The following is a 25,401-nucleotide window of genomic DNA, read 5'->3' as shown; positions in this document are numbered from 1 at the left end:
ACACCCGGGTCTTAATATCTCTGACACCCGGGTGTGAACAGCCTTGACACCCGGGTGTCAGAAAAACAAAGCTACTTTCGCAGCAAAAGAACCAACCCTCGGAAGGAAAAAAGAACCATGCGCTTGAAGAAAACCAAACGGTATGTTTTTATAAGATCAATGGGTACTCCTTGCTTTTTTCAAGAAAAAACACGAAATTTGCGACGCTTTTAAGTGAGAAACTAACTAACACCTTTAAATAATAAGAAAAATGACGAAAAGTGCATTGCAAATTGCAAGGGCTGCCTATCAGCCTAAACTTCCGAAAGCGCTGAGAGGCTCTGTTAAAGTAAGCGAAGGTAAAGCTACCCAATCTGTTGCCGATCAGGAAGCCATTGGAAAGTTATTCCCAAATACTTACGGAATGCCTCTTATCCAGTTTGTCGAATCAACCGAAGCCATCAACTTCCCGGCTATCAACGTAGGCGTAATCCTTTCAGGCGGACAGGCTCCGGGTGGGCACAACGTAATCTCTGGTATTTTCGATGGTATTAAAACACTGAATCAGGATAGTAAACTGTATGGTTTCATCCTTGGTCCCGGTGGACTGGTAGATCATAACTACATGGAACTAACCAGCGATATTATCGACGAATACCGCAACACCGGTGGTTTCGACATCATCGGGTCGGGACGTACAAAACTTGAAACCAAAGAACAATTCGATAAAGGATACGAAATCCTGAAAGAACTGGGCATCAAAGCATTGGTTATCATCGGTGGCGACGATTCAAATACAAACGCCTGTGTGTTGGCCGAATACTATGCTGCACAAAACAATGGCGTACAAGTAATCGGTTGCCCTAAAACCATCGACGGCGACTTGAAGAACGAAATGATCGAAACATCATTCGGCTTCGATACCGCTTGTAAAGTATACTCTGAGGTAATCGGTAACATCCAACGCGACTGTAACTCGGCTCGTAAATACTGGCACTTCATCAAACTGATGGGACGCTCCGCTTCACACATCGCCCTGGAATGTGCATTGCAGGTACAACCCAACGTTTGTATCGTATCCGAAGAAGTAGAAGCCAACGATATGTCTTTAGACGATGTAGTAACATACATTGCTCAGGCCGTGGCCAACCGTGCTGCCGAAGGCAACAACTTCGGTACCGTATTGATCCCCGAAGGATTGGTAGAATTCATTCCAGCCATGAAGCGGTTGATCGCCGAACTTAACGACTTCCTGGCAACGAATGCAGAAGAATTCTCGCACATTAAGAAATCTCACCAACGCGAATATATCATCTCTAAACTGTCTAAGGTAAACTCTGAAGTGTATGCAAGCCTTCCCGAAGGCGTAGCACGTCAGCTTACCCTCGACCGCGACCCACACGGAAACGTTCAGGTATCCCTGATCGAAACAGAAAAACTGTTGTCCGAAATGGTTGCCAAGAAACTCGACGAGTGGAAAACCGCCGGTAAATTCGTAGGCAAATTCGCTGCTCAACACCACTTCTTCGGTTACGAAGGACGTTGCGCTGCTCCATCTAACTACGATGCCGACTATTGTTACTCGCTGGGCTACACCGCTTCTATGTTGATTGCCAACGGTAAAACCGGATACATGTCGTCTGTGCGTAACACAACCGCTCCTGCCGAAGAATGGATCGCAGGTGGTGTGCCCATCACAATGATGATGAACATGGAACGTCGCCACGGTGAAATGAAACCGGTAATTCAAAAGGCTTTGGTGAAACTGGATGGTGCGCCTTTCAAAGCATTCGCCGCACAACGCGAAGCATGGGCTATCCAAACAGACTATGTATACCCAGGTCCAATCCAATACTTTGGCCCTACTGAAGTGTGCGACCAACCAACTAAAACGTTACAGCTGGAACAGGAATAGTTGAAAGTTGAAAGTTGAAAATTGAAAGTTAGGTTGCACAAGTTAGATGCGGCTGCTTTCGATTTTCAGCTTATAACCTGTAGCTTCTGGTTTCACACTCTAGCTTTGCAGCCCTATCACTTTCAACTTTCAATATTCAACTTTCAACTCTAAACCTAAGTGCCGTTCAAAACAACGAAACCGCGTACGAAAACAAATACTAAACCTGCTCCAAAGAAAACGAAGGAACGGGCAAAGTCATCGAAACCGCATGGAGCCTCGCGGCAGAGCGTTGCCACATCACATGGAATCGGAGATCGACGCAAGTCAAATCTGGCTTCGGCGCCTCGCCGGACTCACCAGATTCGTCGATGGCAGGTTGTTGTCGTTGCTATGGGGATTATTGTTGTTTTTACTACTGCATTCTACTTTTTCTTCATTCGTCCCTACGCCTATCGTTGGCAGCCTTGCTATGGTCAGGAAGGATATGGCGTCTGTCTGCCCTATGGATATAAAGTCCACGGCTTAGATATTTCCCATTACCAGGGCGCGATTGATTGGCATCAACTCACCCAAAGCAGGCTGACGAAGTTTCCCATACATTTTATCTTTATGAAAGCTACGGAGGGAGGCGATCATCTGGACTCTACCTTTACCCGTAACTTTGATAAAGCCTATGAACATGGATTCATTCGTGGCGCCTACCACTTCTACAATCCGAATACCGACCCAATGAAGCAAGCCGACTTCTTTATCCGTACAGTCAATCTTAAGGCGGGCGATCTTCCCCCTGTATTAGATATTGAAGTAAAAGGCCGGAAGGAAACCGAAGAGTTACAAGCCGCATTGAAGGTCTGGCTGCAACGAATTGAGATGCACTATGGCGTAAAGCCCATTATCTATGCCTCCTATAAGTTTAAGATGAAATACTTAAATGATTCCGTATTCAATTCCTACCCTTATTGGATAGCCCATTATTACGTCGATTCGGTACGATATGAAGGCAAATGGGACTTTTGGCAACATTCAGATATCGGGCAAGTGCCGGGCATTAAATCGGATGTAGACCTCAATGTGTATAATGGTGCACTGGAAGAGCTTCTTAAATTGAGAATTGAGAATTGAGAATGGAGAATTAAGTTGCAAACACCACCTGTTGACGCTGCACAGCAATTCTCCATTCTCAATTCTCCATTCTCAATTTAACAACTGCCCAATTATTCTTCTCCTTATAATGACTAAAAGTCAATCCTAGTCTTTCCGCTTCTTCCTTAATCATCGGAATATCCTCTACATAAAACCCGCTCATGTAAAGTTCAGCTCCCGGATTCATACGCGCTACATAATACTTCATATCATTCAGTAGAATATTCCGGTTAATGTTTGCAATCACAACATCAAAAGGACCCCGGTCGCTGATTATCGCCGCATCTCCCAACTCTACCGTGATATCCGACACCTTGTTCAGTGCAATATTCTCTTTGGAATTTTCCACGCACCAGGTATCAATATCAATAGCAGTAATTGGCTTTGCTCCGCGCAAACGTGCCAAAATGGCAAGGATGGAAGTACCACACCCCATATCCAGTACCGATTTATCTGTCAGGTTGCTGTTTAGCAATTCACCAATAATCAGACTCGTTGTTTCGTGATGTCCTGTTCCGAATGCCATTTGCGGATTGATCAGAATATCATACTCCATCTGCGGTATATTATTATGGAAAGTACTATGGATAACACAACGGTCGTCGATAATAATCGGCTGGAAGAAATTCTTTTCCCATTCCTCGTTCCAGTCCTTGTCTTCAGCCTCCTCGTAGGTATAATCTATGACTGTATTCTCTATCGGGAAGTAAGCTATGGCGTTCTTCAATGTCTCTTCATCGAATAATGCCGCCGGGATATACGCTGTAATCCCGCTATTGTTTTCCACAAAGCTATCAAAGCCGACATCGGCCAGCACCGCTGATAAAACATCATTAACGGTTTCCGTACAAGGTTGTGTCCGGAAGTTAAATTCTAAATACTTCAAATCAGTTGAAAGTTGAAAGTTGAAAATTGAAAGTTGGCTGCGCCTTTTGTCTTTTAGTCCAAACAATACGCTTGCTACTTTGTTTCTAAGTTGCAAATATAACCCTTAAAATGCAAAGAATGAAGATAAGAAAGAGAAAATGCTCTTCAAACGATGAATGCGCAACCAACTTTCAATTTTCAACTTTCAACTTTCAACTCTTATAGGGAAATCCCTATTGTTATTTGGGGAAATTCTCCTTAGGATGGTAAATCCCTTGATTATCTTTGTGGTGAGATAAAGTGGATAGTTAAGAACCAGTAAAACCTAGAAGTATGAGAAAGATTGTTTTATTATTGCTCGCTGCCATTAGCCTTCCCCTGGTGACCATGGCGCAAAGCACAGATGATGACCTTTATTATATTCCTAAAAAGGAAAAAAATAAGAAAGAGCAGAAGAAAGAGGTTGTGGTTCCTGTTGAGGAAAAGAAGCAAGAGGTGAGTACCACAATTTATACAGCTCCGGGATCGACCGTGGTAATTCAGGACAGAAAGGGGAACGCACGGGATGTAGATGAATATAATCGCCGTTACGATGCAAAACAAAATGAGTTCGTAATGGAGAATGATACGTTATATATAAAGGAGAAAAACGTTTACGACTTAGACGGTGAATGGGTTGGTGGCGAATTCGAAGGATCACAAGATGATTACGAATATGCCGAACGCATCATCCGTTTCCGTAACCCGAGATATGCAATTCCTATCAGTAGCCCATACTATTGGGATATTGTGTATGGCTTGAATTCATGGGATTGGAACGTATATACTGATGGCATGTATGCCTATGCTTTCCCAACATTCAGTAATCGTCTTTGGTGGGATTGGCGTTGGGGATCATATGGTATGGGCTGGGGTCCCGGTTGGGGCTACGGCGGATATTGGAACTCCGGGTATGGTGGATACTATGGCGGACATTACGGTTGGGGTGGCTATTGGCCCGGTTACTGGTCTGGCGGCTGGGGCTGGGGATGGGGACATCACCATCACCACAATCACTGGCATGGCGGAGGATGGTATCCAGGCGGTGGCGGTGGTAGTCATTGGGCTGGTACGTACAATACAAGTCGCCGTCCAAGTGCCAACCGCGTGAATATAGGCGACCGTCGCCCGACTGCATCCAGTTCAACAACAGGAAACCGTCGTCCAAGCAGTGTAGTTTCGGGAACAACCGGGCGTCGTCCGGCTAGTTCAGTATCCGGAACAACAACTGGTCGCCGTCCTGTAACCCGTGAAAATGGTTCGGTTTCTACCTCAGGCGGTAGTTCAACCCGTAGAGTTGTAGGAACAAGAGAAGGAAGTACTGCACGTCCTTCGAATAGAGGAACTGTTAGCGGTACAGCACCAGCAACCGGACGTGGTTCTGCGTATACCCGTCCTAGCACCACCAATACTTCGCGTGAAGCAGTAGGAAGCGGTGGCTCAAGTGCTAGAAGCTCACGTAGCAGTGCGGTTACACGTCCTTCGTCAAGTAGTTCATCTACAAGTACAAGAGGTTCGTCATATAGCCGTGGAAGTTCTTCTTCATCTTCTTCTTCAAGAAGTTACTCGCCTGGAAATTCGTCTTCCAGCAGTTCACGGAGCTATAGTCCTCCAAGTAGTAGCTCCCGTTCAAGTAGCAGTAGCAGCTATTCATCTGGTAGTAGTTCACGTTCGAGTGGTAGCTCATATTCCGGAGGTGGCGGCAGTAGCAGCAGATCCTCTGGTGGGTCCTCCAGTGGTGGTGGCTCATCTCGCTCAAGTGGAGGTAGAAGATAATAGGAGGATATGTTTTTAGCCTAAAGTAAGAAATTAAATAGTAGTAGAAATATGAAAAAGATAATATCAGTAGCTACTTTAACTCTATTGGTAGCAATGGCTACAGGGTTGAGAGCACAGAATATATATGATGCTGTAAAATTCAATAATAATGAGTTGAATGGAACTGCCCGTTTTGTCGGAATGGGTGGAGCCATGGGAGCTCTGGGTGGAGATATCTCGACAATCAGCACCAACCCTGCAGGTATAGGTATTTATCGCAGTAATGATGTCATGGGTACTATTAGCTTTTCTGCCTTGGAGACTAAAAGCAATTTTAACGGCTTATCAATGAAAGAGGATAAGAATCAATTCAATTTTGATAATATTGGGTTTGTTATATCTAACAAGATTGGTGATTATACGGCATTGCGTTATGTAAATGTAGCTTTTAATTATAAACGGAATAAATCGTTCAACAAATATATGTCCATGGCGGGATCGGTTCCTACCTTTACAGAAAATGGTGAGGACTATGTTGTATCGCAAACTACACAAATGGCCAGACAAGCCAATCTTATGTATGATGCAACCAGAACTGATATTATGGATTATAAAGGTAATCCCTATAATGATCCTAATGTAGGTTGGTTGGCTGCTTTAGGATGGAATGGATTAATGTATGAGTTCTATGAATTTGTCAATGAGTCCGGCCAGACGGATGGATATTATAGAGGCTACATAGACCAACCACCATATAGCCAATTTTATTCTAAAGAAACAGGTGGTATTGATGAATTTACTCTTAATACCTCATTTAACTTCAATGATCGTGTGTATCTGGGACTAACCTTAGGGTTATATGATGTTAACTACAGAAAATATTCCTGGTATGACGAGTCATATGACGATAATTGGGGATATAGCCTAGAGAGTTGGAACAGAACCAAAGGTACAGGTTTTGATGTGAAAATAGGTGCAATTGTTCGTCCGTTCGAATATTCTCCCTTACGCATTGGACTGGCTATACATACACCCACATTCTACACATTGACTAATGAAACAGAAGCACTTCTTGCATACGAAGGTATGGAAGATGGGAACCATCAATATTGGGATGATGAGATATCTACCTACGACGAGTTAGGTGGAAGAGTTGCTTCTACGAAATATAAGTTGCATACTCCATGGAAGTACAACTTTAGTCTAGGCTACACAGTGGGTAGTGCATTAGCACTGGGTGCCGAGTACGAATACCAGGACTATTCTTCCATGAAGTTCCGATATACCGACTATCAGGGTGGTTCAATGTATTGGGAAACCGGCGAGGCTAAAGATAAACTAAAAGGAGTAAGTACGCTCCGTTTGGGTGCCGAGTATAAGTTCGTTCCTGAATTCGCATTCCGGGTAGGATATAACCTCTCTACGGCAGCATTCAAGAAAGAAGCATGGAAACAACTCCCGGATAATAGTATTTTAACAGATACCGATTTTGCTAATACCAAGTCAGTGAGCGATTATACATTCGGGTTCGGCTATCGTGGTAAAAGTTTCTATGCAGATTTAGCTTATAGGCTGCATACGTATAAAGAAGATTTCTATGCATTTGATCATGAATATCTTCAAGCTACGAAAGTAGATAATAACAGACATCAAGTATTGTTGACTCTTGGTGCCAGATTCTAAGAAACTGTTTTTCTATGTAATATAACTTTTTATGTGTGTGAAAAATCCCCGGAGGCTGTGAGGCTTAACCGGGGATTTCTTTTAGTATTCTATCTTATCTTCTTTTTCCGTCCATGCTTCGAAAGCTTTAATGGCTTCATCGTGTAGCAGGATTTCAGATGGTAGTTTCCTATTTTGGGGATCAAGCGCCAGTTCATCATAAATAAAAGAATCATCAAAGCCAATGTTTTTAGCATCGGTTTTATTGTTCCCATAATAAACTTTATCCAGTCTGGCCCAATAAATGGCTCCTAAGCACATAGGGCATGGCTCACAAGAGGTATAAATCTCATATCCACTAAGATTGAATGTATTTAATCCGGATGTAGCTGCACGGATTGCGCTGACTTCTGCATGGGCGGTTGGGTCGCACGAGTCTGTTACTCTGTTCAGGCCTGTTGCCACAATCTCACCATCCTTGGCAATAATAGCAGCGAAAGGGCCACCACCATTCCGAACATTTTCTTTCGAAAGCTCAATGGCTTTCCGCATAATTTCTTCTTTAGTCATATAATAGGCTATTATTAATAGGAGTTGCCACCCACATGGAAACCTGGGTCAAGCGCCTCGCTTGCTAATATACGAAAAAAACTAGGCTTTCTTTATCCAAACGGCAAGATTACGGGCGCTTACAGTGAAATTTCCATTGCCTTTTTCATCTATGGTTACTTCATCTTTGATATTTCCGGTGATTTCATACCATACTTCACCTTTGTGCTCTTCACCGATATTCATCACTTTATTTCCGGCTTCGCCATTCGACATTAGGAAAGCAAGTCCGGAATTCGGGTGTTCTTCATCTCCTTTACGAACAAAACCGACTGTACTTGGATGGTCGAAATACATGTCCATATCACCATATGCATATTTTTTACGGGCGTCCAAAAGAATCTCAATGATAAGCCGGTGGGGTGATTTCTTTCCACTTATTCCATAATAATCTCCATAGAATATGCATGGATATCCATCTTTCATAAGCAGAATAAGTCCATAAGCTAATGGCTTAAACCAATCTTCAATTTGAGACTCGAGCGAGCTTCCACGTTGGGAGTCATGATTATCCACAAAAGTTACGGCCAGGGTAGGGCGGTTGACCGCCAATGCATTATCCAGTATCTTTTGCATATCAAACTCTTTTCCACTTTGGGAAGCGCCAAACATATTATAATGGAGTGGAACATCGAACAGATTGAGTTTGTTTCCTACACTGTCCAGGTAACTATCCAGTGTATCCAGATCACCGTTCCAATACTCTCCGACAGCGTAATAGTCTTCACCTAACTCAGCCCGCAAGGCTTCCAGGAATTGTTTAATGAACTGTGCATCCATATGTTTGATCGCATCCATGCGGATACCATTCAGACCTAGTTCTTTAGCCACCCAGATACCCCATTTATTGAGTTCCTTGATCACTTCCGGATGTTTCAGGTCAATGTCATTACCCAGCAGGAAATCATAGTTTCCGTTTTCGGAGTCTACATTCTCACTCCAGTATTTATTCTCTCCCAGTATGCGATAGATACCGGTTTTACGCTGCGCATCATCCATCTCTGTACCTGAGAAATGATAATAATGCCATTTGAAATCTGAATATGCATCTTTTCTGCCGGGGAAATTATATCCGGTCCATCCTTGTATCTCATAAGGTTCTGTTAGCATGTGATTCCGGTCTTGAGGATCGACCTCCTGTGCCATAAACTTCTCGGTAAAATCTGCACCGGTTTTATGATTGAGAACAGTATCCAGATAAACTGATATCTGATATTTATGCAGTTCTTTAACCATTTCTGTAAGCTCCTTCTTTGTTCCGTATTTGGTACGAACTGTTCCTTTCTGTTCAAATTCGCCCAAATCAAACAAGTCATACGTTGCATAACCCTCATCCTGTTGCTCATCCGCTTTATATGCAGGGGGAATCCATACGGCTGTTACACCTATATCATGTAAATGCTTTGAATCCGCTTTAATTTGCTTCCAGAGATTTCCATCATTTGGCAGATTCCACTCGAAATACTGCATCATTGCACCATTTTCCATATTCATTTAGTTATTAATTTCTTTTTTATAACAAATGAACGGGTGAAATGGTTGGGAAGCCTGGGATAATAAAATCATTTTTAACCGCAGAGTTACGCAGATTAACGCAGAGTTTTTATTTTAAAGTAATTTCTCTGCGTTAATCTGCGTAACTCTGCGGTTTTAAAAAATATAAAGAAATATATTTTCAACTTTATCCTCCGCATGGAACCAACGGTTAGCGTTAGCTAAACCTGGCACTGGTGCCTCGCCGGTTACCAGTGCCACTGGATGCCGAGTGAGAAGGGGTAGAGTTTGGGCCCTTTATCTTTTTCAAAAAGGCTTGCTGTGGCATATCGGCAATAAAATCCCCAATCTCCATATCCTGCCTGAGCTAATAGGTTGACACCTAGTGGACGTACATTCAGGTCCTTGCTTAGTGTATGTTTATCATCATCAATGATTGCTTTGGAACGTACCCAGAAACGGGTCTCTATTTCGGCACCTAACGAAAAGAATATAGGTCCTTTATGGTTGATGCTTTTTTGCCATTCGAATGACACCGGCAATCGAAGATGATAATAGCGTAAGCGGCTACGACGATAATCCACCTCATCAGGTGAAGGATAAATGTCCGTAACGCCATCCCTTTCCTCAAAACCATAATTACCATCCAATCGGAATGAATTATATCCGAAGCCTAATCCGCTGGTCAAGCCCCAGTTGCGGGATAAGCGCACTGCACCTTCGAACAAGTTTATTCCCCATTCCCATGATTTTGAGGCAACCAGGTCGACATCATCTGCCTTGCTGAAGTTCATTCCATCGGCAAACTGGCTATATCCTACATAAACACCCGCTACATGTTTATCAAAATACCCTCTGTATTTCTTCTCTTTCTTCACAAAAGGAATCGTCAGCGAAATACGGCGTTCGGTGCTTCTTCCATCTTTATACACCCCTTCGAATATCTGATCGTTTTGTATCGTATCTCCTTTGGAAGACTCTTCATAGATCTTCACCCGAATATTATCTTCCGTCTCTTTGATCACATATTTGCGATTTCCGACATAAAATGTAGTGTCCTGGTTAGCAGTTTCCTGTGCTATACAAGCCATAGGAGCAAGTATCAGCAATAATACAATGATTCGTTTCATATTGATTGTAGTATTTAGTTATGTTTTTAATCTTTCTTCATGAAGAGGAGAGTGACCAGATCGTCTGCATCCAGAGCGCCTTCCAGATAGATAAGCGTTGCGCTTCCTTTTTTTCCTGTTTTAAACAGGATAAAGCGGTTAATATCCTCTTTGGCTTGTGGAAGTTGATAATAGCCCGATTGAATCTTTCCTTCGGATACTACCTCTTTTACCTTTTTAGCTTTTTTTCGGTCTTCTTCCAGACAATTCAGAATATCCGGCAGAGCGTTTCCAACATCTTTGAATGAAAGGCTTTTATATAATTTCATTTCATATATATCCACCAGTTCATTGGAAAGCTCTACCATCGTAACTCCCTTCTGCTTGCCGTATTTTTGAAATACGGAGGCAATCTTCAAGTCTTGTTGAGCCATTATATGACCACTTAGGCTTAATAGTAGGATTGTTAACGTTATGCGGATCATCTTATTCATCGCTATATCATTTTAATATATTACTCACTAAATAAAGTCTCAAAAATCTCATCTCTGCTAAAACTTACATCATCAAAAGCGGCCTGGGCTTGTTCGCGTGCCAATTGGATATTAGTCGACTTATATCCGTCAATGATAACAAAATTCGCAGGTTGGTTTATTTGTTTTATTCCTGCAATGCTCAGGATAATAAGCAATCCGGCAGCTATGCTACTTAGCGTATAAATAAAGTAGCGCTTTTGCCTGCGGGGGGAATATTGCTTTGCCTCCTCTTCGAAAAAAGCGAAAAGCGGACGATATATCTCAAGTTCTGACGGAACATCCTCTTCTCTGAAGAAACGTTTTATTTCTCTTTCTTCTTCGCAAGTAGTATTTCCATCGAAGTATCTATTTAATAAATCATCTATTTTCATACTTCATTCCTCCTTTTCTTCTCTTGTATTGTTTGAAGGTAAATGTCTCTCACTTTTTTTCGTGCTCTTGACAAATTACTGCGGATAGCTTCAGCACTGCAACCGGTTATTTCCGCAATTTCTGTCGTTTCGTATTCTTCGATATCCCTCATCCTGAGGATGGTTTGCTGAAGCGGTGGCAGAGAATCGACAATTTCGCGCATCAGGCGCATTTCATCTTTCTCTTCCAGAAGACGATCGGGAGTCATTGTCGATTGATTGGTTATGGTAACCTGATCAATGGATATGACTTTCGTTCGTTTCTTCCTCCAGGCATCCATGCATAAGTTGTGGGTTATTTTTACAGCCAGCGCTTCTATGCTACGGTATTCGTGTAGTTGATCACGGATATTCCATAGCTTGAGCATTGCTTCCTGTACCACATCCTCTGCATCGGAGTGATCTTCAGTCAGTCTTTGCGCATAGCCCACAAGCTTATCCCGCAAGGGAAGGATCGTTATTTTAAATTGATTGAGCTCCATTTACATAAACAAGACGCACGAAGAAGAGAAACGTGACATGGTAGCTAAAAAAAATGTGCCGATTGGCACATTCTTAGATTTTTCCGAGTATCTTATCCATCACCCAGTTGGTGGTTGTGGCGCTTTCGCCATCGCAGGTACAAGTAGATTTTCCAAGAAGGTCATCGACCACCGCCTGGATTAAAGGCTGCTGAACGTGTTCAGGGTTTTCAATGATAATTTCTTCCCGTCCTTTTTCAGTATGCAGGGCTATAGGCTCGTAAGTAAATACGGAGAAGCAGATCATTCCTTTATCGCCAATAACTTCAATACGGTCTTCAGTTGCCGATTCGTGGGCGACAAAACACCAGGAGCCCGACCCCACTAAACCATTATCGAACTGGAAACAGCCACTAAGCGTATCTTCCACTTCATAGAGTCCTCCCCGGTTGCTTTTATATCCGCTTGCTTCCAATATGTATCCGAACATACCCTGTAACAAGTCTATTTGGTGAGGAGCGAGATCATAGAAATAGCCTCCTCCTGCAATATCTGCTTGTACACGCCAGGGAAGATTTTCCCGGTTGTAGTCCAGTTCGCGTGGTGGTTGTGCAAAACGTATTTGTACGTTGATTACATTACCGATTGTACCATTTAATGCCAGCTCTTTTACTTTCAGGAAGTAAGGCATATATCTGCGGTAATAGGCTACGAAACATTTGCGGCCCATTTCCTGGGCAATACGGTTAATGCGAGTGCATTCTTCGTATGTCACAGCCATTGGCTTTTCTATATATACATCTTTACCGGCTTTCATGGCCATGATGGCGTAAGTGGCATGAGAGGAAGGAGGGGTAGCAATATATACAGCATTGATATCCGGGTCGTCTACCAATTCCTGAGCATCATCATACCATTTTTTTATGCCTCTTTCTTTGGCATATGCTTTGGCTTTTTCAGGGTCACGGCTCATAACTGCCACAACTTCTGAATTTTCTATTTTCTGGAATGCAGGACCGCTCTTTTGCTTGGTAACATCACCGCATCCAATAAATCCCCATTTAATTGTTTTCATGTTTCAAGTATTAATAGTAGTTAGAAGCTGGTAGCTACTGACCATAATATTTCTGATATATCTTCTTGTACGCAGCCTTTTTTGTAAAGTCATTCAGCCAGGTGTTGAGGCTATCCAACAGTTCCGGCGATTGTTTGCTGACTCCCCAAGAATAAAATAAGGTAAAGCTGATACCCGTATTGATATCCAATTGAGGGAAAGAGTCAATATAAGCTCTGGCAATGGTTTCGTCTGTTACCGCATAGTCAATATCCCCGTGAGCCACCATGGCCATTAATTGTTCTGAACTATATTTCTCTATTTCGCGGGTGTAGATTGTATCTGCAATTTCATTTCCAAGATTCCGGATACGCATGATTGCGGGTGAGCCTTTTACAACATGCAGTGTTTTATGTGCTAAATCCAGTTGACTCTTGATATAGGTTGTACTATCTTGTTCTGCTTTTCTCTGTATAAGTACCTGCTTGGTCAACACAATAGGCTCTGTCAGAAGTAAAGAGTCTTTTAATTGGTTAGTCGTTGGAATATCATAGGCAATAATGTCGTAAGTTCCATCACTCAGACCTTGCAGCCTTTTCTCATAACTCATTTCAGGAGTAACCTCCACTTCCAGTCCTTTGTTACGGGCAAAGGCCTCTATAAGCTCATAGTTGAATCCGGAAACCGTATCACCATCTGCATAAAAACTGATTGCGTTGTATTCGGTAACAGCACGTAGAAGTCCCGAGGCCACAATCTCTTTGTAATCTCTGGGGTGGGAGGCTGTTTCTTTTTTACTGCTTATTCTCGACCATAATGTTGCCAGAAGTACCGCAGTTATACCTATAATAACATACTTGATTATTTTGGATGTAGATAGTTTCATTTCTTTTATTAATCAAAGAAATTCCAGGATAAGCCGAATCGTATCAGTCCCTGGTTGATTGGGTAATGCGGAGCCATGAAGTATTTTGCAGTTCCCATTCCTGCATTTGCATGAGAGTACATCACAAAGAAACGCGTACGTTTCAGATGAAAGTTGGCGTATACATTAACAATGGGGAATCCACCAATATCAATAGCTTCCTCGCCCTGTAGGTGAAACTGCTGAACAGCAGGTGTATAAGTCGGAGCTTTATATTTAGTGAAATATCTGACATCTGCCCCTAATTGCAAACTTAGAACTTTCTTTGCTAGTTTGGCATCCAGATACAAGTTGCTGTATACGGAGAGGTCGGGGAGAGGTAAGATTTCTTCTTTACTTGACTTTTGCCAGGTTACTTCATTGTCCCAACACAAGATACCGACTCTGAAATTCTGGTTTAATGTGGCAGATAATACCTGAATGTTTTCGCCTGATTGAGTGGGATTTGCGGTGGCATCGAGATAGGTATAGTTTTTAATATTCTCTACCCCGGCTTTCAGGTTTGTTCGCCAACGGTTAATGTTCAGTTCACCTTCAATGCGGCTACGGAATTCCTTATCCATTTCATTCTCTCCTGCATAGTCCCACCAAAAATATTTGGAGTGGTAGTGGCGCAGATAGAATGCCGGTAATGTATTGCTAATGGAGGCTCTGGCTATAAAGTTTACTGTATCTTTGAATAGACGGAAGTTTAGGTCAAGATCACCATTTACACGAAATTGCCCTTTAGCTGCTCCGGTAACTCCAACTTCTCCTAATACCCTGTAATGCAGAAAATTTCCTTCTCTTTTTGCAAGTTCACCGCCCACAAAAACCTCATTCTCTTTGTACTTGGCATTTCCTTTACCATCTATACTGTCCATCAGGGTGTATTCGTTATATTTATGCGAGATAAACCCTGTTAGCCCGGCTTTGGCATATTTATTGAACCCTTCGAGCAATGCTACACCAAATGTGTTTTTAATACCTACGTATGTGGTCGTATCCAATGCTTTATAATTTTGTGCATCCGATACATCCAGATATTTGTCAGCATAAGTCACATTATCTTCCGAAATGAATTTATGCCTTGAACGCTCTACTCTGATTGTGTGTATGAAGCTGGTAACGGGAATAAAGGTATCGATCGTATCACCTTCCTTTTTAGGGTCGGGTATCTCTTTGTCGAAACCTAAACTATATCGATGTGTATAGTGCACATAAAAGTTCTTATTATAATTCCATGTTTTAGACAGGTTGGTTGGCATTTCGGTGGACTTATACTCTTTTTTTCCTCCTGACATCTCTTCAGGGTTTGTAATATACCTATCATCTGTAATTCCACCATTTTCCTGCATTTTCATATTAAACATATTATATATGAAATGCGCTTTATATCTATCGCCTGTATAGCTACCAAACAAACCACCTTTCAGGTATGAGGTTGATTGATTCTGATAATATCCTCTTCCATATAAATAGTCGAAATTGAAACCAAAAGCAAGGTTTTTAGTAGCGTTGACAGAGAAATATGCTTTAAACCTGTCTTCTCCATCTTGTTTGTCGAAATTGGTGTAATAGGAGAGATTCGTGTATGGAATATTACTGTTTGTAAAATAGTGTTCCCAAGGTTTTGTTACGAATATAGAGAATGGGTCTAAAAACATAGAAGATGTTGCCTGTGGCCGCTCAAAGAATATACGCGACATACGTGGAGCTCCAAGGTTTCCCAGGTGGTTGTAATGCCCTTTCATTCCTTCCATCAGGTTTGAATTCTGGAATAAATAGGATGCTGTATCTACGGGTACGGGGATAATGGTGCCCAGTTCTTCACTGATTTTCCACATGTGCATCTTTGGGTCCAGACTTATGATTTCCACATTCGAACTATCTTGCATTCCTGTGCGCATAGCAGGGTCTATCTGTGGGTCATCAATATATCCGAATCCGTCGTCACGGCGGTTTGTATTGCCTATTTGCGCGTTCACACCTAATTGGCAAAGAAACAATAATATAAGTAGTAGTTGAATCTTTCTCATAATTAGCGGCAAATATACTATAAAGAATTGAGAATTGAGAATTGAGAATTGAGAATTACCCTGCGAACAAAGGTTAAACTATGCGCAGCTAATTCTCAATTCTTCATTCTCAATTCTCAATTTCCTAAGCTTCTTCAATAAGCTCCATTCCTTTTTCGATGGCAGCTTCATTCATAGGAATTAAATGGTGGTGACGTTCGGGTAATGTTTTTTTCAATCCCTTTAATACGCTGTCTATTGAAACCATTGGAATTAGTTTCAGTAATCCACCTAATACGATCATATTGAATGCTTTCGCATTTTTCATTTCGTTTGCAGCATCCATAGCATCAATACGATAGATCTTAATGTCATTGCGTGTTGGTGGGTTTATGATACCATATCCGTCGTATATCAGTATGCCTCCCGGTTTTACACGGCTCTCGAATTTTTCGAGTGAAGGTTGATTCAGAATAATAGCTGCATCGTATTTACTCAGAATCGGCGAAGAGATTCTTTCATCACTTACAATTACAGTGACATTTGCTGTTCCTCCTCGTTGTTCCGGGCCATACGCGGGCATCCAACTCACTTCTTTGCCTTCCATTAAGCCGGAATAGGCCAGAATCTTTCCCATGGACAATACTCCTTGTCCACCGAAACCTGCTATAATAATTTCCTGTTTCATTATTCTTTGTCTTTTAAATCACCAAGAGGGTAGAAGGGGAACATGTTTTGTTCCATCCATTTGTTTGCTCCGTCCGGAGTCATTTTCCAACCCGAGCTACAGGTTGAAACAATCTCTACCAGATTTGAACCTTTTCCGGCCATTGAGTTCTCGAATGCTTTACGGATTGCTTTTTTAGCTTTACGTATAGCCGGAACCGATTGTACAGATTGGCGGGTTACATAAGCAGTACCTTCCAACTGGGCAGCAATCTCGGTAATTTTTAGTGGATAACCATGGATGTCAACTTCACGTCCGTATGGGCAGGTAGAGGTTTTCATTCCAACCAATGTAGTTGGCGCCATTTGTCCGCCGGTCATTCCATAGATTGCATTGTTGATGAAGATGATGGTGATATTTTCACCGCGGTTCAAGGCATGGATCGTTTCGGCTGTTCCGATACAAGCCAGGTCGCCGTCGCCTTGGTAAGTGAATACCAATCTATCAGGCCATAGACGTTTGATGGCTGTAGCTAATGCCGGCGCACGTCCGTGTGCAGCTTCCTGCCAGTCGATGTCAAGGTAGTTATAGATAAAAACAGCACATCCTACGGGGGATATACCGATTGTTTTTTCTTCCATGCCCATTTCTTCGATCACCTCGGCCACAAGTTTGTGTACCACTCCGTGGCTACACCCTGGGCAGTAGTGCATGGAGTTATTATTCATGAGAGTCGGTTTTTTGTGAACCAGATTCTCGGGTTTGATTATTTCTTCTTTTGTCATAACTTTATTAATTTTGAATTATTAATTTTGAATTTTGAATTAGAAAGCCCATGTGTAGATGCATTTAAAATTCAAAATTCAAAATTCAAAATTGAATTTACCTGTGAGTGAAACGGATAAAGAACTCCATTATTTTCACGAATATGGTAGCACCACATACATAAAGAAATACTTTTTTGTCGTCTACTGCAAAGTAGATAATGATGGAAGCCAGTGCTCCGATCATAAAAAGTATATTTAAGATGTTTCTTATTTTATCGGGATTCATATTAAATCAGTTTTTCTTTGAGGGCAGCTACAATTTCGTCAGGGTCGGGTACAATACCTCCCAGACGTCCAAAGTGTTCCACTTTTACCTTTCCGTTTACAGCCAGGCGAATATCTTCGACCATTTGTCCGGCATTCAACTCGAGTGAGAGCATACCTTTTACCTGATTGGCATATTTGGCGATTGCTTTGGTTGGGAATGGCCACAGGGTGATCGGGCGTAGAATACCTACTTTGATACCACTCTCGCGGGCAATCTCCATTGCTTTCTGTCCGATACGTGCCATTGACCCGAAGGCAACAATCAGGTAATCTGCATCTTCGCAGTTTATTTCTTCGTAGCGAACTTCGTTCTCTTCGATTAGTTTGTATTTAGCCTGGAAGCGTATGTTGTTTTGCTCCATAGCATCGGGTTGAAGTTCCAGTGAAGTAATAATGTTCGGTTTACGGCCGTTTGTTCTTCCTGTACTTGCCCATGGGCATTGTTCAATCAGTTCCTGCTCTGTGCGGCGTGGCTTTTGCGCAGGGAGAACAACCTTTTCCATCATTTGCCCAATCACTCCATCGGCAAGGATAATGGCTGGGTTGCGGTATTTGAATGCCAACTCGAAGCCTAGTTCAACGAAGTCTGCCATTTCCTGTACGGATGCCGGTGCCAGTGCGATTAGTCTGTAGTCGCCATGTCCACCACCTTTTACGGTCTGAAAGTAATCTGCCTGGCTGGGTTGGATCGTTCCAAGTCCCGGACCTCCACGCATTACGTTCACAATAAGACAAGGAAGTTCCGCTCCTGCCAGATAGGAAATTCCTTCTTGCTTCAAGCTCACGCCCGGACTGGATGATGAGGTTAAAACCATCTTACCACTTCCTGCGCCTCCATATACCATATTGATAGCTGCTACTTCGCTTTCGGCTTGTAGTACTACCATTCCGGTTGTTTCCCATGGTTTCAGGTCGGCAAGGGTTTCCAGAACTTCCGATTGGGGAGTAATAGGATAGCCAAAGTACCCGTCGGCACCACAGCGTACTGCGGCGTGGGCAATGGCCTCATTTCCTTTCATTAATACAACTTCTTCCATTATTTGAATTTCTAAGTTTTTAAGTTAAATCAGTTCCGGAGTTGACCGGAACGCTTTTATTTTTCCACTTTTACTTTGTACACCGAGATACATCCGTCGGGACAAACGATCGCACATGAACTACATCCGTTGCAAGTGTCTTCCACGGTTTGTTTCGCATAATTATATCCCTTTACGTTCACTTCTTTGCTCAGAGATATTACATTAAGCGGGCAAGCCACGACACACAGGTTACACCCTTTGCAACGTTCTGTGTCAACAACTATTGCTCCTTTAATTTTTGCCATAATTTCGTATACGTTATTTTAATGATTGTACATATCCTTATTATAAAAATTCATAATCCCTTGTAGTACTTTCCGGGCTTCTACCGCAGGGCTATCCGGATTTTCTTCTATCGCTCTGGTGTAGAAGTCCATGGCTAGATGAAAATCTCCTTTTTTTCTACATGCATTTCCAAGTAAATAATACAGTTCGGATTTATCAGGTCCCGGGCTTATTGTCGCAATTATAAGGCGATTAGCTAAGTTCCGGATAGCACTATCCAATCTCCCCTCCTTTATGTCTCGTCTGATTCTATCTAAATCGTCTTTTTTTTCTTCCTTTGAATCGTCCATTTTTATATATTCTTCATTAAAATGCAATGCAAATATAGCTCTTATTTACGTAAGATGTTCATATACTGTGTGAAAAAAACTAATAGTTCGCCATGTATATTTATCAATATGTCAATGTAATAACAGGTGTGTTGAATAATCTCCCGGAATAATTTTACTTATTGTAGGTGAATCGGTAAATTTGCATTCAATTTGCATGTTTGCCGATTGATTTAATAAATTGTGATGAAAACGATAATTACTACGCTTAATGCGAAATATATACATACTTCTTTGGCTTTACGCTGGCTTTATGTGAGCAATAAAGATGCCTGTGATCTTGATTTCAGAGAATATACGATCAAAGAAAGACTTGAAGCCGTGGCCGATGAATTACTAGCCACAGGTTGTGATGTGTTGGGGATGAGTGTTTATATTTGGAATGTAAGTCATATTGAACAGCTTGTTTCTATACTTAAGCGGCGTAAGCCTGATCTTATTCTTGTTGTTGGTGGTCCGGAAGTGACTTATGAACCGGAACATTTTCTGAATGTCTGGGATATTGACTATGTGATAAGTGGCGAAGGAGAGTTTGTTTTGGGCGAATTGGTGCAATGCCTGGAGAGGGGTGGAATCCCTGATATTCCGGGCATCTCTTCCAGAGGTCATATCAGCAAAGTGGCGGTGAAAGCAGATTTGGATCGTTTAAGTAAGCTACCTTCTCCTTATTTACTGGAAAGAGATAGAGATAATCTGGGAAATCGTTTAGTCTATTTTGAAACATCACGCGGATGTCCTTACCAGTGTCAGTATTGTTTGTCCTCGCGTGAGAAGGGGGTACGATATTTCCCTATGGGGTATATATTAGAGAATCTGGGCGCTTTGATCAAAGCGGGTGCCAGACAGATAAAGTTTCTGGATCGTACGTTTAACCTCAATAAGCTGCATACCCGGGCAATATTTGATTTCCTTATCCAAAATTATAGGCAAGGGTTGAGTTGCCAGTTCGAGATTTATGCAGATTTACTGACTGATGAGATGATTGATTACCTGAACAACAGCTTACCGGAGAATTATTTCCGTTTCGAGATCGGGATTCAGTCTACCTACGAACCGACTAATATAGCAGTAAAACGAAAGCAGGATTTCCCTTTGCTGGCAGATAATATACGGAAATTGATGGATGGCGGGAAGGTTGTACTCCATCTGGACCTGATTGCGGGATTGCCCCACGAAACTTACGCTCGTTTTGTCCGTTCGTTTAATGATGTTTTTGCGCTTGGCGGAAAAGAGGTTCAACTTGGCTTTTTGAAAATGCTTCGGGGTACTAACCTGCGCCGGGAGTCTGAAAAGTATGGATATAGCTATAACGAAGAGGCTCCTTATGAAATTAACTTTAATGCTGATATCTCTTCGGAAGAGCTACATCGCATCCATGAAGCAGAACATGCTTTAGAGAAATATTGGAATAGCGGGCGCTTTACGTTGACTATGCATGAGATTTTTACATTTTATTATAAGGATAGGTATTTTGAGTTCTTTGACGAACTTGGGCAGTACTGCGTTGAACAGCAATTTCCGGCAAGAGGATATCAGCTTGAAGATGTATTTGCTTGCTTGCATCGTTTTTTATTGAATAAAGGCATTGATCTGTTTGAGTCTTTAAGACGGGATTATTATGCAAACTTTACGCTTCGTCCACCAGGTTTCTGGGATGATGCATTGGATAAAAAGACAAAGAAACGGTTACTTTATGATATAGGCCAGGATAAATCTTTTCTTCGAAAACATGGTCTGAATCGCAAGATGATAGAGAAGCAGGCAGCTATAAATCTGATTTCAGGGCCGACTTATTTACTTACGCTTTTTCTGAACGAAGGAGAAAAAACGCTGCGTAAAGAAATTATATATGAGTTTTAGCCTGCTGTAGGGGCGGTTTGCGAACCGCTTGAAAATGGTTTTCTGTACATTCTGTGCATTGGGCGCTTCGCGAAGCGCCCCTACGATGAACTTAATTTTTAACACAAAAGCCAAAACAATCTCTTTTCGGTACTGTTTAACAGTAACAACAAAGAAACAGTATTAACCCTTAAACCCGAAAAGATATGGCGTTACATTTAGTCGACTCCGACAAAAGTGAAAGCATTTTTGACGATTATGCGCAACCGGCCGCAACCCAGGCCATTCCTAAGTATAAATTATGTAATAATTCGAGTGATCCGGAATTGGTTCGGAATCTTCTTCTCGATGAGCTCTTGCTTGATGGTAATGCAAAGCAGAACCTGGCTACTTTCTGTCAGACGGATCTAGATTCCAACATCCATGTATTAATGGATAAGTGTCTGGACAAGAATATGATTGATAAAGATGAATATCCTCAGACGGCAGAGATTGAAAACCGCTGCGTGCATATTCTTGCCGATCTCTGGCATTCTCCACAGAGTGCAACTACCATTGGCTGCTCTACTACAGGTTCCAGCGAGGCTGCCATGTTGGGCGGACTTGCTTTGAAATGGAAGTGGCGCCAAAGAAGAGAAAAAGAGGGTAAACCAACGGATAAGCCTAACATTATAACCGGTCCGGTGCAGATATGCTGGCATAAGTTTGCCCGTTATTTTGATGTGGAAATCCGCGAAATCCCTATGGAGCATGATCGTTTGTTGATGACTCCGGAAGAGGTATTGAAGCGTGTGGATGAGAATACCATTGGTGTTGTCCCTACATTTGGCGTCACCTTTACGCTGGAATATGAAAACGTAAAGGCCATCAGCGAAGCGTTGGATAAACTACAGGAAGAAAAAGGATTGGATATTCCTATCCACGTAGATGCTGCCAGCGGTGGTTTTATCGCTCCGTTTATTCAGGAAGATATTGTGTGGGATTTCCGCCTTCCCCGTGTGAAGTCTATCAATGCTTCCGGACACAAATATGGACTTTCGCCTCTGGGTGTGGGTTGGGTGGTTTGGCGCGAGAAAACCGATTTACCCGAGGATCTTATTTTCCGTGTGAATTATCTGGGTGGCGATATGCCGACCTTTGCGCTTAACTTCTCTCGTCCGGGCGGACAGATCATAGCACAATACTATAACTTTATTCGTCATGGCCGCGAAGGGTACAAACGTATTCAGCAGGCTTGTCTGGATCATGGCATCTACATTGCCGAAGAGGTGAAGAAACTTGGACTGTTCGATTTGCTCTATGATGGTAAGTCGGCACTTCCCGGTGCAGCATGGATGTTGAAGAAGGATGTAAATCCGGGCTTTAACCTATATGATCTTTCAGATCGTATGCGTACCCGCGGATGGCAGATTGCTTCTTATTCGTTGCCGGCTAACTGTGAAGATATGGTTATCCAGCGTGTGTTGATTCGTCATGGATTCAGCCGCGATATGGCCGATCTGCTTATTGAGGACTTGAAACGCTGTATCGATTATTTCCAAAAGAACCCGGTAACTCACGGATTTACCGAAAAAGAAGCTGGTGGGTTCAATCACTCCTAAGATTGCGCAAAACATTAAGTTGATATTAACAGCTTGGCACCGTACTGCCAACGGCTTGGCACTGCACAGCCAAGCTGTTGGCAGTAGCTTGCCAAGCTGTTGGCAGTACAGTGCCAAGCTCCTGACAGTACGGTGCCAAGCCGTTGGCAGCTTAATCTACCAACTTATCGTTGATATACAGGTTCTTAAACGTTACATCCTTTGCACCTGTAATCTGATTCCCGTCTTTTGCTACATTATTAAAATGCGAATCCTCTACACTGATATTATATACGTTATCGTTCGAATCATCCAACCCAATAATCAATACACCGTATTGGCTTTTTTGACTGGTCACATTCTTTAAATGTACATTGCGTACAGTAGGAGTAAACCCGCGTTGGCACTTTTCCCGGTTTTCATATTGCAGATTGATACGTAGTACCGCCTCTTTACATTCGCCTACGGTGATGTTACGTACAAATACATTCTCGATCAGCCCACCGCGACAGGTACTTGTTTTGATACGGATCACACGGTCCAGTAGGGGGCTATCCATCTCGCAATCTTCCACATACAAGTTGCGGTAACCGCCCGAGATTTCGCTTCCGATCACTACGCCGCCATGCCCGTTTTTCATCTGGCATTTGCGGACAATGATATTTTCGCTGGGGATGCCCCATTTGCGCCCGTCGTTGTTACGACCCGATTTGATAGCGATACAATCGTCGCCCGTATCGAACATACAATTCTCTATCAATACGTTCTTGCATGATTCCGGGTCGCATCCGTCGCCATTCGGTCCGCGGTTGAAGATCTGTACACCTCTAACGATAAGGCTTTCGCAGAACAAAGGATGAATTACCCAGAAAGGTGCATTTATTAATGTAACATCTTCAATCAGAACAGTATTACACGAATAGAAATTGATCATTTGCGGACGTAAACCGTCTTCCGGTGTCATTACGCGTTTGTAGATCGGGGTAGAAGTTTCGCCATACATCAACAGCTTTTCGCGTCCGCCGTTGCGTTGAGCTACCATACCTTCTTTCCAGCCATATCTCGGAGCGCCACACATCGGCCACCAGGTTTCGTTAGAACCTTGTCCGTCAATGGTCCCTTTTCCGGTTACGGCAATATTTGTTTCGCCGTACGCATAAATCAGCGGACGGGCGTTATAGCAGTCAATCCCTTCCCAACGGGTAATTACTCCGGGGAAATACAGGCTTTGATCTGTACTGAACTTCAATGTTGCTCCTTCGGAAACATGTAGGTTTACGTTGCTTTTCATTGTAATCGGTCCCGTATAGAACGTTCCTTTAGGAACAACTACCGTACCTCCGCCATTCAGACTACAAGCTACAATGGCCTGATTGATGGCTTCGTGGCAAGGTTCACTTACATGATCCGGTTTGGCACCAAAGTCTGTGATGTTGTATACTGCTTTCGCGAAAGATGTTTTCTTGATTTCTTTTTCAACCTTTGCTGCTTCTTTGAATGCCGCATCAATAGGATTTGCATGCATTATAATAGCAAATGCCAGCATAGGAAGGACTCCTAAAAATCGTTTCATGGTATTTGTTTTTTGAATTTATAGTTTATGCAAAAATATATTCTATATCCTGAATCTAAGGCTATAATTTGTTCGAAACACAGTAATAATTGACACTTTGATGTAGAAATGTACTTAAAATAGCTACCTTTGCATATCTTTTAAACTAAATCATTACTGGCAAATTATATGGAATGGAAGGACACGATTATCGAAAACCTGCAATGGTCGGATGCGATAATCAACCGCGAAGGAAAAGAACGGGTGGCTGCCGAAATCGCAGCAAAAATGAAAGATGGAGATGTAATTGGCATGGGTTCCGGTTCTACGGTTTACGTAGCTGCATTGGCTATGGCCGAGCGGATTAAGAAAGAGAAACTCAATGTACAAGTTATCCCTGCCTCAATGGAATTATCAATGACATGTACACAGCTTGGTATTCCGCAAACGACGCTTTGGGAAAAGAAACCCGACTGGACATTCGATGGCGCCGATGAGGTGGACCCGGAAATGAGCCTTATCAAAGGTCGCGGTGGTGCTATGTTTAAGGAAAAGCTGCTGATTGCCAACAGCAAGGAAACATATATCATTGTCGATCAGTCGAAATTTGTAGACCGTTTAGGTTCTAAATTCCCCGTTCCGGTAGAAGTATTTCCCAATGCATTGCTTTATGTAGAAGAACGTTTAAGAATGCTGGGAGCAACAAAAGTCATATTGCGTATGGCTAAAGGAAAAGATGGTCCTATCTTTACCGAAAACGGTAACTTTGTTCTTGATGCCTGGTTTGATTCTATCCACAGTTCGATGGAAAAAGAGATAAAGAAAATCACAGGGGTGATTGAAAGTGGGCTTTTTATTGGCTATAATATCAAGATATTAAGTATCTAAAGGTTTAACTTAAGATTATTCGGTTTTCCTCGTTTCTGGCTGGGTTTTGATGTAAATGATTAGCTGTAGGGGCGGTTCGCGAACCGTCCGGAAATGGTTTCCTGTGTATTCTGGGCATTGGGCGGTTCGCGAACCGCCCCTACAGTAA

General features: G+C 42.4%; 24 protein-coding genes. 7 read left to right on the top strand and 17 right to left on the bottom strand.

Features of this window, described 5'->3' with window-relative positions:
• Positions 1–250: 250 nt before the first annotated feature.
• Both D0T87_RS05625 and D0T87_RS05620 read left to right on the top strand, forming a co-directional pair.
• Positions 251–1,894: a diphosphate--fructose-6-phosphate 1-phosphotransferase gene (locus D0T87_RS05625; RefSeq protein WP_163173656.1), complete on the top strand. Its 1,644-nt coding sequence runs from the start codon at positions 251–253 to the stop codon at positions 1,892–1,894.
• Positions 1,895–2,266: 372 nt separating this feature from the next.
• On the top strand, positions 2,267–2,998 hold the full coding sequence (locus D0T87_RS05620; protein WP_163173781.1) for a glycoside hydrolase family 25 protein: 732 nt from the start codon (positions 2,267–2,269) through the stop codon (positions 2,996–2,998).
• Between the two features lie 58 nt (positions 2,999–3,056).
• Here the strand turns inward: D0T87_RS05620 and prmA are convergent, their stop codons facing one another.
• Positions 3,057–3,905 carry a 50S ribosomal protein L11 methyltransferase gene (prmA, locus tag D0T87_RS05615; RefSeq protein WP_163173654.1) on the bottom strand — a complete coding sequence of 283 codons (849 nt, stop codon included), beginning with the start codon at positions 3,903–3,905 and terminating at the stop codon, positions 3,057–3,059.
• Between the two features lie 314 nt (positions 3,906–4,219).
• On the opposite strand from prmA, the gene D0T87_RS05610 reads away from it, so the two are divergent.
• The gene (locus tag D0T87_RS05610; RefSeq protein ID WP_163173652.1) at positions 4,220–5,701 is read left to right on the top strand and encodes a hypothetical protein; all 1,482 of its coding nucleotides are present in this window, start codon (positions 4,220–4,222) and stop codon (positions 5,699–5,701) included.
• A 51-nt stretch (positions 5,702–5,752) separates the two neighbouring features.
• Positions 5,753–7,366, top strand: a complete 1,614-nt coding sequence (locus D0T87_RS05605; protein WP_163173650.1) for a TonB-dependent receptor — start codon at positions 5,753–5,755, stop codon at positions 7,364–7,366.
• Positions 7,367–7,447: 81 nt separating this feature from the next.
• On the opposite strand, the gene D0T87_RS05600 is transcribed toward D0T87_RS05605, so the two are convergent.
• The 15 genes from D0T87_RS05600 to D0T87_RS05535 all read right to left on the bottom strand — a co-directional run bounded on the left by D0T87_RS05600 (position 7,448) and on the right by D0T87_RS05535 (position 19,355).
• Entirely contained in the window at positions 7,448–7,915 is a 468-nt protein-coding gene (locus tag D0T87_RS05600; protein WP_163173648.1) for a nucleoside deaminase, read from the bottom strand.
• An 81-nt stretch (positions 7,916–7,996) separates the two neighbouring features.
• Positions 7,997–9,442: an alpha-amylase gene (locus D0T87_RS05595; RefSeq protein ID WP_163173779.1), complete on the bottom strand. Its 1,446-nt coding sequence runs from the start codon at positions 9,440–9,442 to the stop codon at positions 7,997–7,999.
• A 254-nt stretch (positions 9,443–9,696) separates the two neighbouring features.
• Positions 9,697–10,578: a hypothetical protein gene (locus D0T87_RS05590; protein WP_163173647.1), complete on the bottom strand. Its 882-nt coding sequence runs from the start codon at positions 10,576–10,578 to the stop codon at positions 9,697–9,699.
• Positions 10,579–10,604: 26 nt separating this feature from the next.
• Positions 10,605–11,051 (bottom strand): hypothetical protein, encoded by a 447-nt coding sequence (locus tag D0T87_RS05585; RefSeq protein WP_163173645.1) that lies wholly within the window; start codon positions 11,049–11,051, stop codon positions 10,605–10,607.
• A gap of 20 nt (positions 11,052–11,071) precedes the next feature.
• The gene (locus D0T87_RS05580) at positions 11,072–11,464 is read right to left on the bottom strand and encodes a hypothetical protein (protein ID WP_163173643.1); all 393 of its coding nucleotides are present in this window, start codon (positions 11,462–11,464) and stop codon (positions 11,072–11,074) included.
• Entirely contained in the window at positions 11,461–11,985 is a 525-nt protein-coding gene (locus tag D0T87_RS05575) for an RNA polymerase sigma factor (protein ID WP_163173641.1), read from the bottom strand. Before D0T87_RS05575 ends, D0T87_RS05580 begins: the two co-directional genes overlap by 4 nt.
• 73 nt (positions 11,986–12,058) lie before the next feature.
• On the bottom strand, positions 12,059–13,039 hold the full coding sequence (locus tag D0T87_RS05570) for a Gfo/Idh/MocA family protein (RefSeq protein WP_163173639.1): 981 nt from the start codon (positions 13,037–13,039) through the stop codon (positions 12,059–12,061).
• A gap of 34 nt (positions 13,040–13,073) precedes the next feature.
• Entirely contained in the window at positions 13,074–13,904 is an 831-nt protein-coding gene (locus tag D0T87_RS05565; RefSeq protein WP_163173637.1) for a transporter substrate-binding domain-containing protein, read from the bottom strand.
• 8 nt (positions 13,905–13,912) lie between these two features.
• Entirely contained in the window at positions 13,913–15,961 is a 2,049-nt protein-coding gene (locus D0T87_RS05560; protein WP_163173635.1) for a putative porin, read from the bottom strand.
• A 124-nt stretch (positions 15,962–16,085) separates the two neighbouring features.
• Positions 16,086–16,628 carry a 2-oxoacid:acceptor oxidoreductase family protein gene (locus D0T87_RS05555; RefSeq protein ID WP_163173633.1) on the bottom strand — a complete coding sequence of 181 codons (543 nt, stop codon included), beginning with the start codon at positions 16,626–16,628 and terminating at the stop codon, positions 16,086–16,088.
• A complete protein-coding gene (locus tag D0T87_RS05550; protein WP_163173631.1) occupies positions 16,628–17,392 on the bottom strand; it encodes a thiamine pyrophosphate-dependent enzyme in 765 nt (254 codons plus the stop codon). The genes D0T87_RS05555 and D0T87_RS05550 overlap by 1 nt, the downstream gene beginning before the upstream one ends.
• A gap of 97 nt (positions 17,393–17,489) precedes the next feature.
• Positions 17,490–17,660 (bottom strand): hypothetical protein, encoded by a 171-nt coding sequence (locus tag D0T87_RS24170; protein ID WP_203558617.1) that lies wholly within the window; start codon positions 17,658–17,660, stop codon positions 17,490–17,492.
• 1 nt (position 17,661) lies between these two features.
• Positions 17,662–18,741: a 3-methyl-2-oxobutanoate dehydrogenase subunit VorB gene (locus tag D0T87_RS05545; protein ID WP_163173777.1), complete on the bottom strand. Its 1,080-nt coding sequence runs from the start codon at positions 18,739–18,741 to the stop codon at positions 17,662–17,664.
• Between the two features lie 53 nt (positions 18,742–18,794).
• Positions 18,795–19,025, bottom strand: coding sequence for a ferredoxin family protein (locus tag D0T87_RS05540; RefSeq protein WP_163173629.1), 231 nt, complete (start codon positions 19,023–19,025; stop codon positions 18,795–18,797).
• Positions 19,026–19,043: 18 nt separating this feature from the next.
• The gene (locus D0T87_RS05535) at positions 19,044–19,355 is read right to left on the bottom strand and encodes a tetratricopeptide repeat protein (RefSeq protein ID WP_163173627.1); all 312 of its coding nucleotides are present in this window, start codon (positions 19,353–19,355) and stop codon (positions 19,044–19,046) included.
• Positions 19,356–19,580: 225 nt separating this feature from the next.
• On the opposite strand from D0T87_RS05535, the gene D0T87_RS05530 reads away from it, so the two are divergent.
• A complete protein-coding gene (locus D0T87_RS05530; RefSeq protein ID WP_163173625.1) occupies positions 19,581–21,254 on the top strand; it encodes a B12-binding domain-containing radical SAM protein in 1,674 nt (557 codons plus the stop codon).
• A gap of 185 nt (positions 21,255–21,439) precedes the next feature.
• Positions 21,440–22,834 (top strand): glutamate decarboxylase, encoded by a 1,395-nt coding sequence (locus D0T87_RS05525; RefSeq protein WP_163173623.1) that lies wholly within the window; start codon positions 21,440–21,442, stop codon positions 22,832–22,834.
• Between the two features lie 151 nt (positions 22,835–22,985).
• Here the strand turns inward: D0T87_RS05525 and D0T87_RS05520 are convergent, their stop codons facing one another.
• Positions 22,986–24,386 carry a glycoside hydrolase family 28 protein gene (locus D0T87_RS05520; protein ID WP_163173621.1) on the bottom strand — a complete coding sequence of 467 codons (1,401 nt, stop codon included), beginning with the start codon at positions 24,384–24,386 and terminating at the stop codon, positions 22,986–22,988.
• Positions 24,387–24,554: 168 nt separating this feature from the next.
• Between D0T87_RS05520 and rpiA the strand changes: the two genes are divergently transcribed.
• Positions 24,555–25,253, top strand: a complete 699-nt coding sequence (gene rpiA, locus D0T87_RS05515; protein ID WP_163173619.1) for a ribose 5-phosphate isomerase A — start codon at positions 24,555–24,557, stop codon at positions 25,251–25,253.
• The last annotated feature ends 148 nt before the right edge of the window (positions 25,254–25,401 follow it).

The organism is Bacteroides sp. 51 (assembly GCF_010500965.1).
GTDB lineage: Bacteria > Bacteroidota > Bacteroidia > Bacteroidales > Bacteroidaceae > Bacteroides.
Note: the sequence above shows the minus strand (reverse complement) of the source record. Positions and strands in the feature narration are given on the sequence as shown.

What these genes read in the sequence shown, in the direction of transcription:
- D0T87_RS05625 (WP_163173656.1), top strand. Translation starts at nt 251, where the DNA reads ATGACGAAAAGTGCATTGCAAATTGCAAGGGCTGCCTATCAGCCTAAA.
- D0T87_RS05620 (WP_163173781.1), top strand. Translation starts at nt 2,267, where the DNA reads ATGGGGATTATTGTTGTTTTTACTACTGCATTCTACTTTTTCTTCATT.
- D0T87_RS05610 (WP_163173652.1), top strand. Translation starts at nt 4,220, where the DNA reads ATGAGAAAGATTGTTTTATTATTGCTCGCTGCCATTAGCCTTCCCCTG.
- D0T87_RS05605 (WP_163173650.1), top strand. Translation starts at nt 5,753, where the DNA reads ATGAAAAAGATAATATCAGTAGCTACTTTAACTCTATTGGTAGCAATG.
- D0T87_RS05600 (WP_163173648.1), bottom strand. Translation starts at nt 7,915, where the DNA reads ATGACTAAAGAAGAAATTATGCGGAAAGCCATTGAGCTTTCGAAAGAA.
- D0T87_RS05595 (WP_163173779.1), bottom strand. Translation starts at nt 9,442, where the DNA reads ATGGAAAATGGTGCAATGATGCAGTATTTCGAGTGGAATCTGCCAAAT.
- D0T87_RS05590 (WP_163173647.1), bottom strand. Translation starts at nt 10,578, where the DNA reads ATGAAACGAATCATTGTATTATTGCTGATACTTGCTCCTATGGCTTGT.
- D0T87_RS05585 (WP_163173645.1), bottom strand. Translation starts at nt 11,051, where the DNA reads ATGAATAAGATGATCCGCATAACGTTAACAATCCTACTATTAAGCCTA.
- D0T87_RS05580 (WP_163173643.1), bottom strand. Translation starts at nt 11,464, where the DNA reads ATGAAAATAGATGATTTATTAAATAGATACTTCGATGGAAATACTACT.
- D0T87_RS05575 (WP_163173641.1), bottom strand. Translation starts at nt 11,985, where the DNA reads ATGGAGCTCAATCAATTTAAAATAACGATCCTTCCCTTGCGGGATAAG.
- D0T87_RS05570 (WP_163173639.1), bottom strand. Translation starts at nt 13,039, where the DNA reads ATGAAAACAATTAAATGGGGATTTATTGGATGCGGTGATGTTACCAAG.
- D0T87_RS05565 (WP_163173637.1), bottom strand. Translation starts at nt 13,904, where the DNA reads ATGAAACTATCTACATCCAAAATAATCAAGTATGTTATTATAGGTATA.
- D0T87_RS05560 (WP_163173635.1), bottom strand. Translation starts at nt 15,961, where the DNA reads ATGAGAAAGATTCAACTACTACTTATATTATTGTTTCTTTGCCAATTA.
- D0T87_RS05555 (WP_163173633.1), bottom strand. Translation starts at nt 16,628, where the DNA reads ATGAAACAGGAAATTATTATAGCAGGTTTCGGTGGACAAGGAGTATTG.
- D0T87_RS05550 (WP_163173631.1), bottom strand. Translation starts at nt 17,392, where the DNA reads ATGACAAAAGAAGAAATAATCAAACCCGAGAATCTGGTTCACAAAAAA.
- D0T87_RS24170 (WP_203558617.1), bottom strand. Translation starts at nt 17,660, where the DNA reads ATGAATCCCGATAAAATAAGAAACATCTTAAATATACTTTTTATGATC.
- D0T87_RS05540 (WP_163173629.1), bottom strand. Translation starts at nt 19,025, where the DNA reads ATGGCAAAAATTAAAGGAGCAATAGTTGTTGACACAGAACGTTGCAAA.
- D0T87_RS05535 (WP_163173627.1), bottom strand. Translation starts at nt 19,355, where the DNA reads ATGGACGATTCAAAGGAAGAAAAAAAAGACGATTTAGATAGAATCAGA.
- D0T87_RS05530 (WP_163173625.1), top strand. Translation starts at nt 19,581, where the DNA reads ATGAAAACGATAATTACTACGCTTAATGCGAAATATATACATACTTCT.
- D0T87_RS05525 (WP_163173623.1), top strand. Translation starts at nt 21,440, where the DNA reads ATGGCGTTACATTTAGTCGACTCCGACAAAAGTGAAAGCATTTTTGAC.
- D0T87_RS05520 (WP_163173621.1), bottom strand. Translation starts at nt 24,386, where the DNA reads ATGAAACGATTTTTAGGAGTCCTTCCTATGCTGGCATTTGCTATTATA.
- rpiA (WP_163173619.1), top strand. Translation starts at nt 24,555, where the DNA reads ATGGAATGGAAGGACACGATTATCGAAAACCTGCAATGGTCGGATGCG.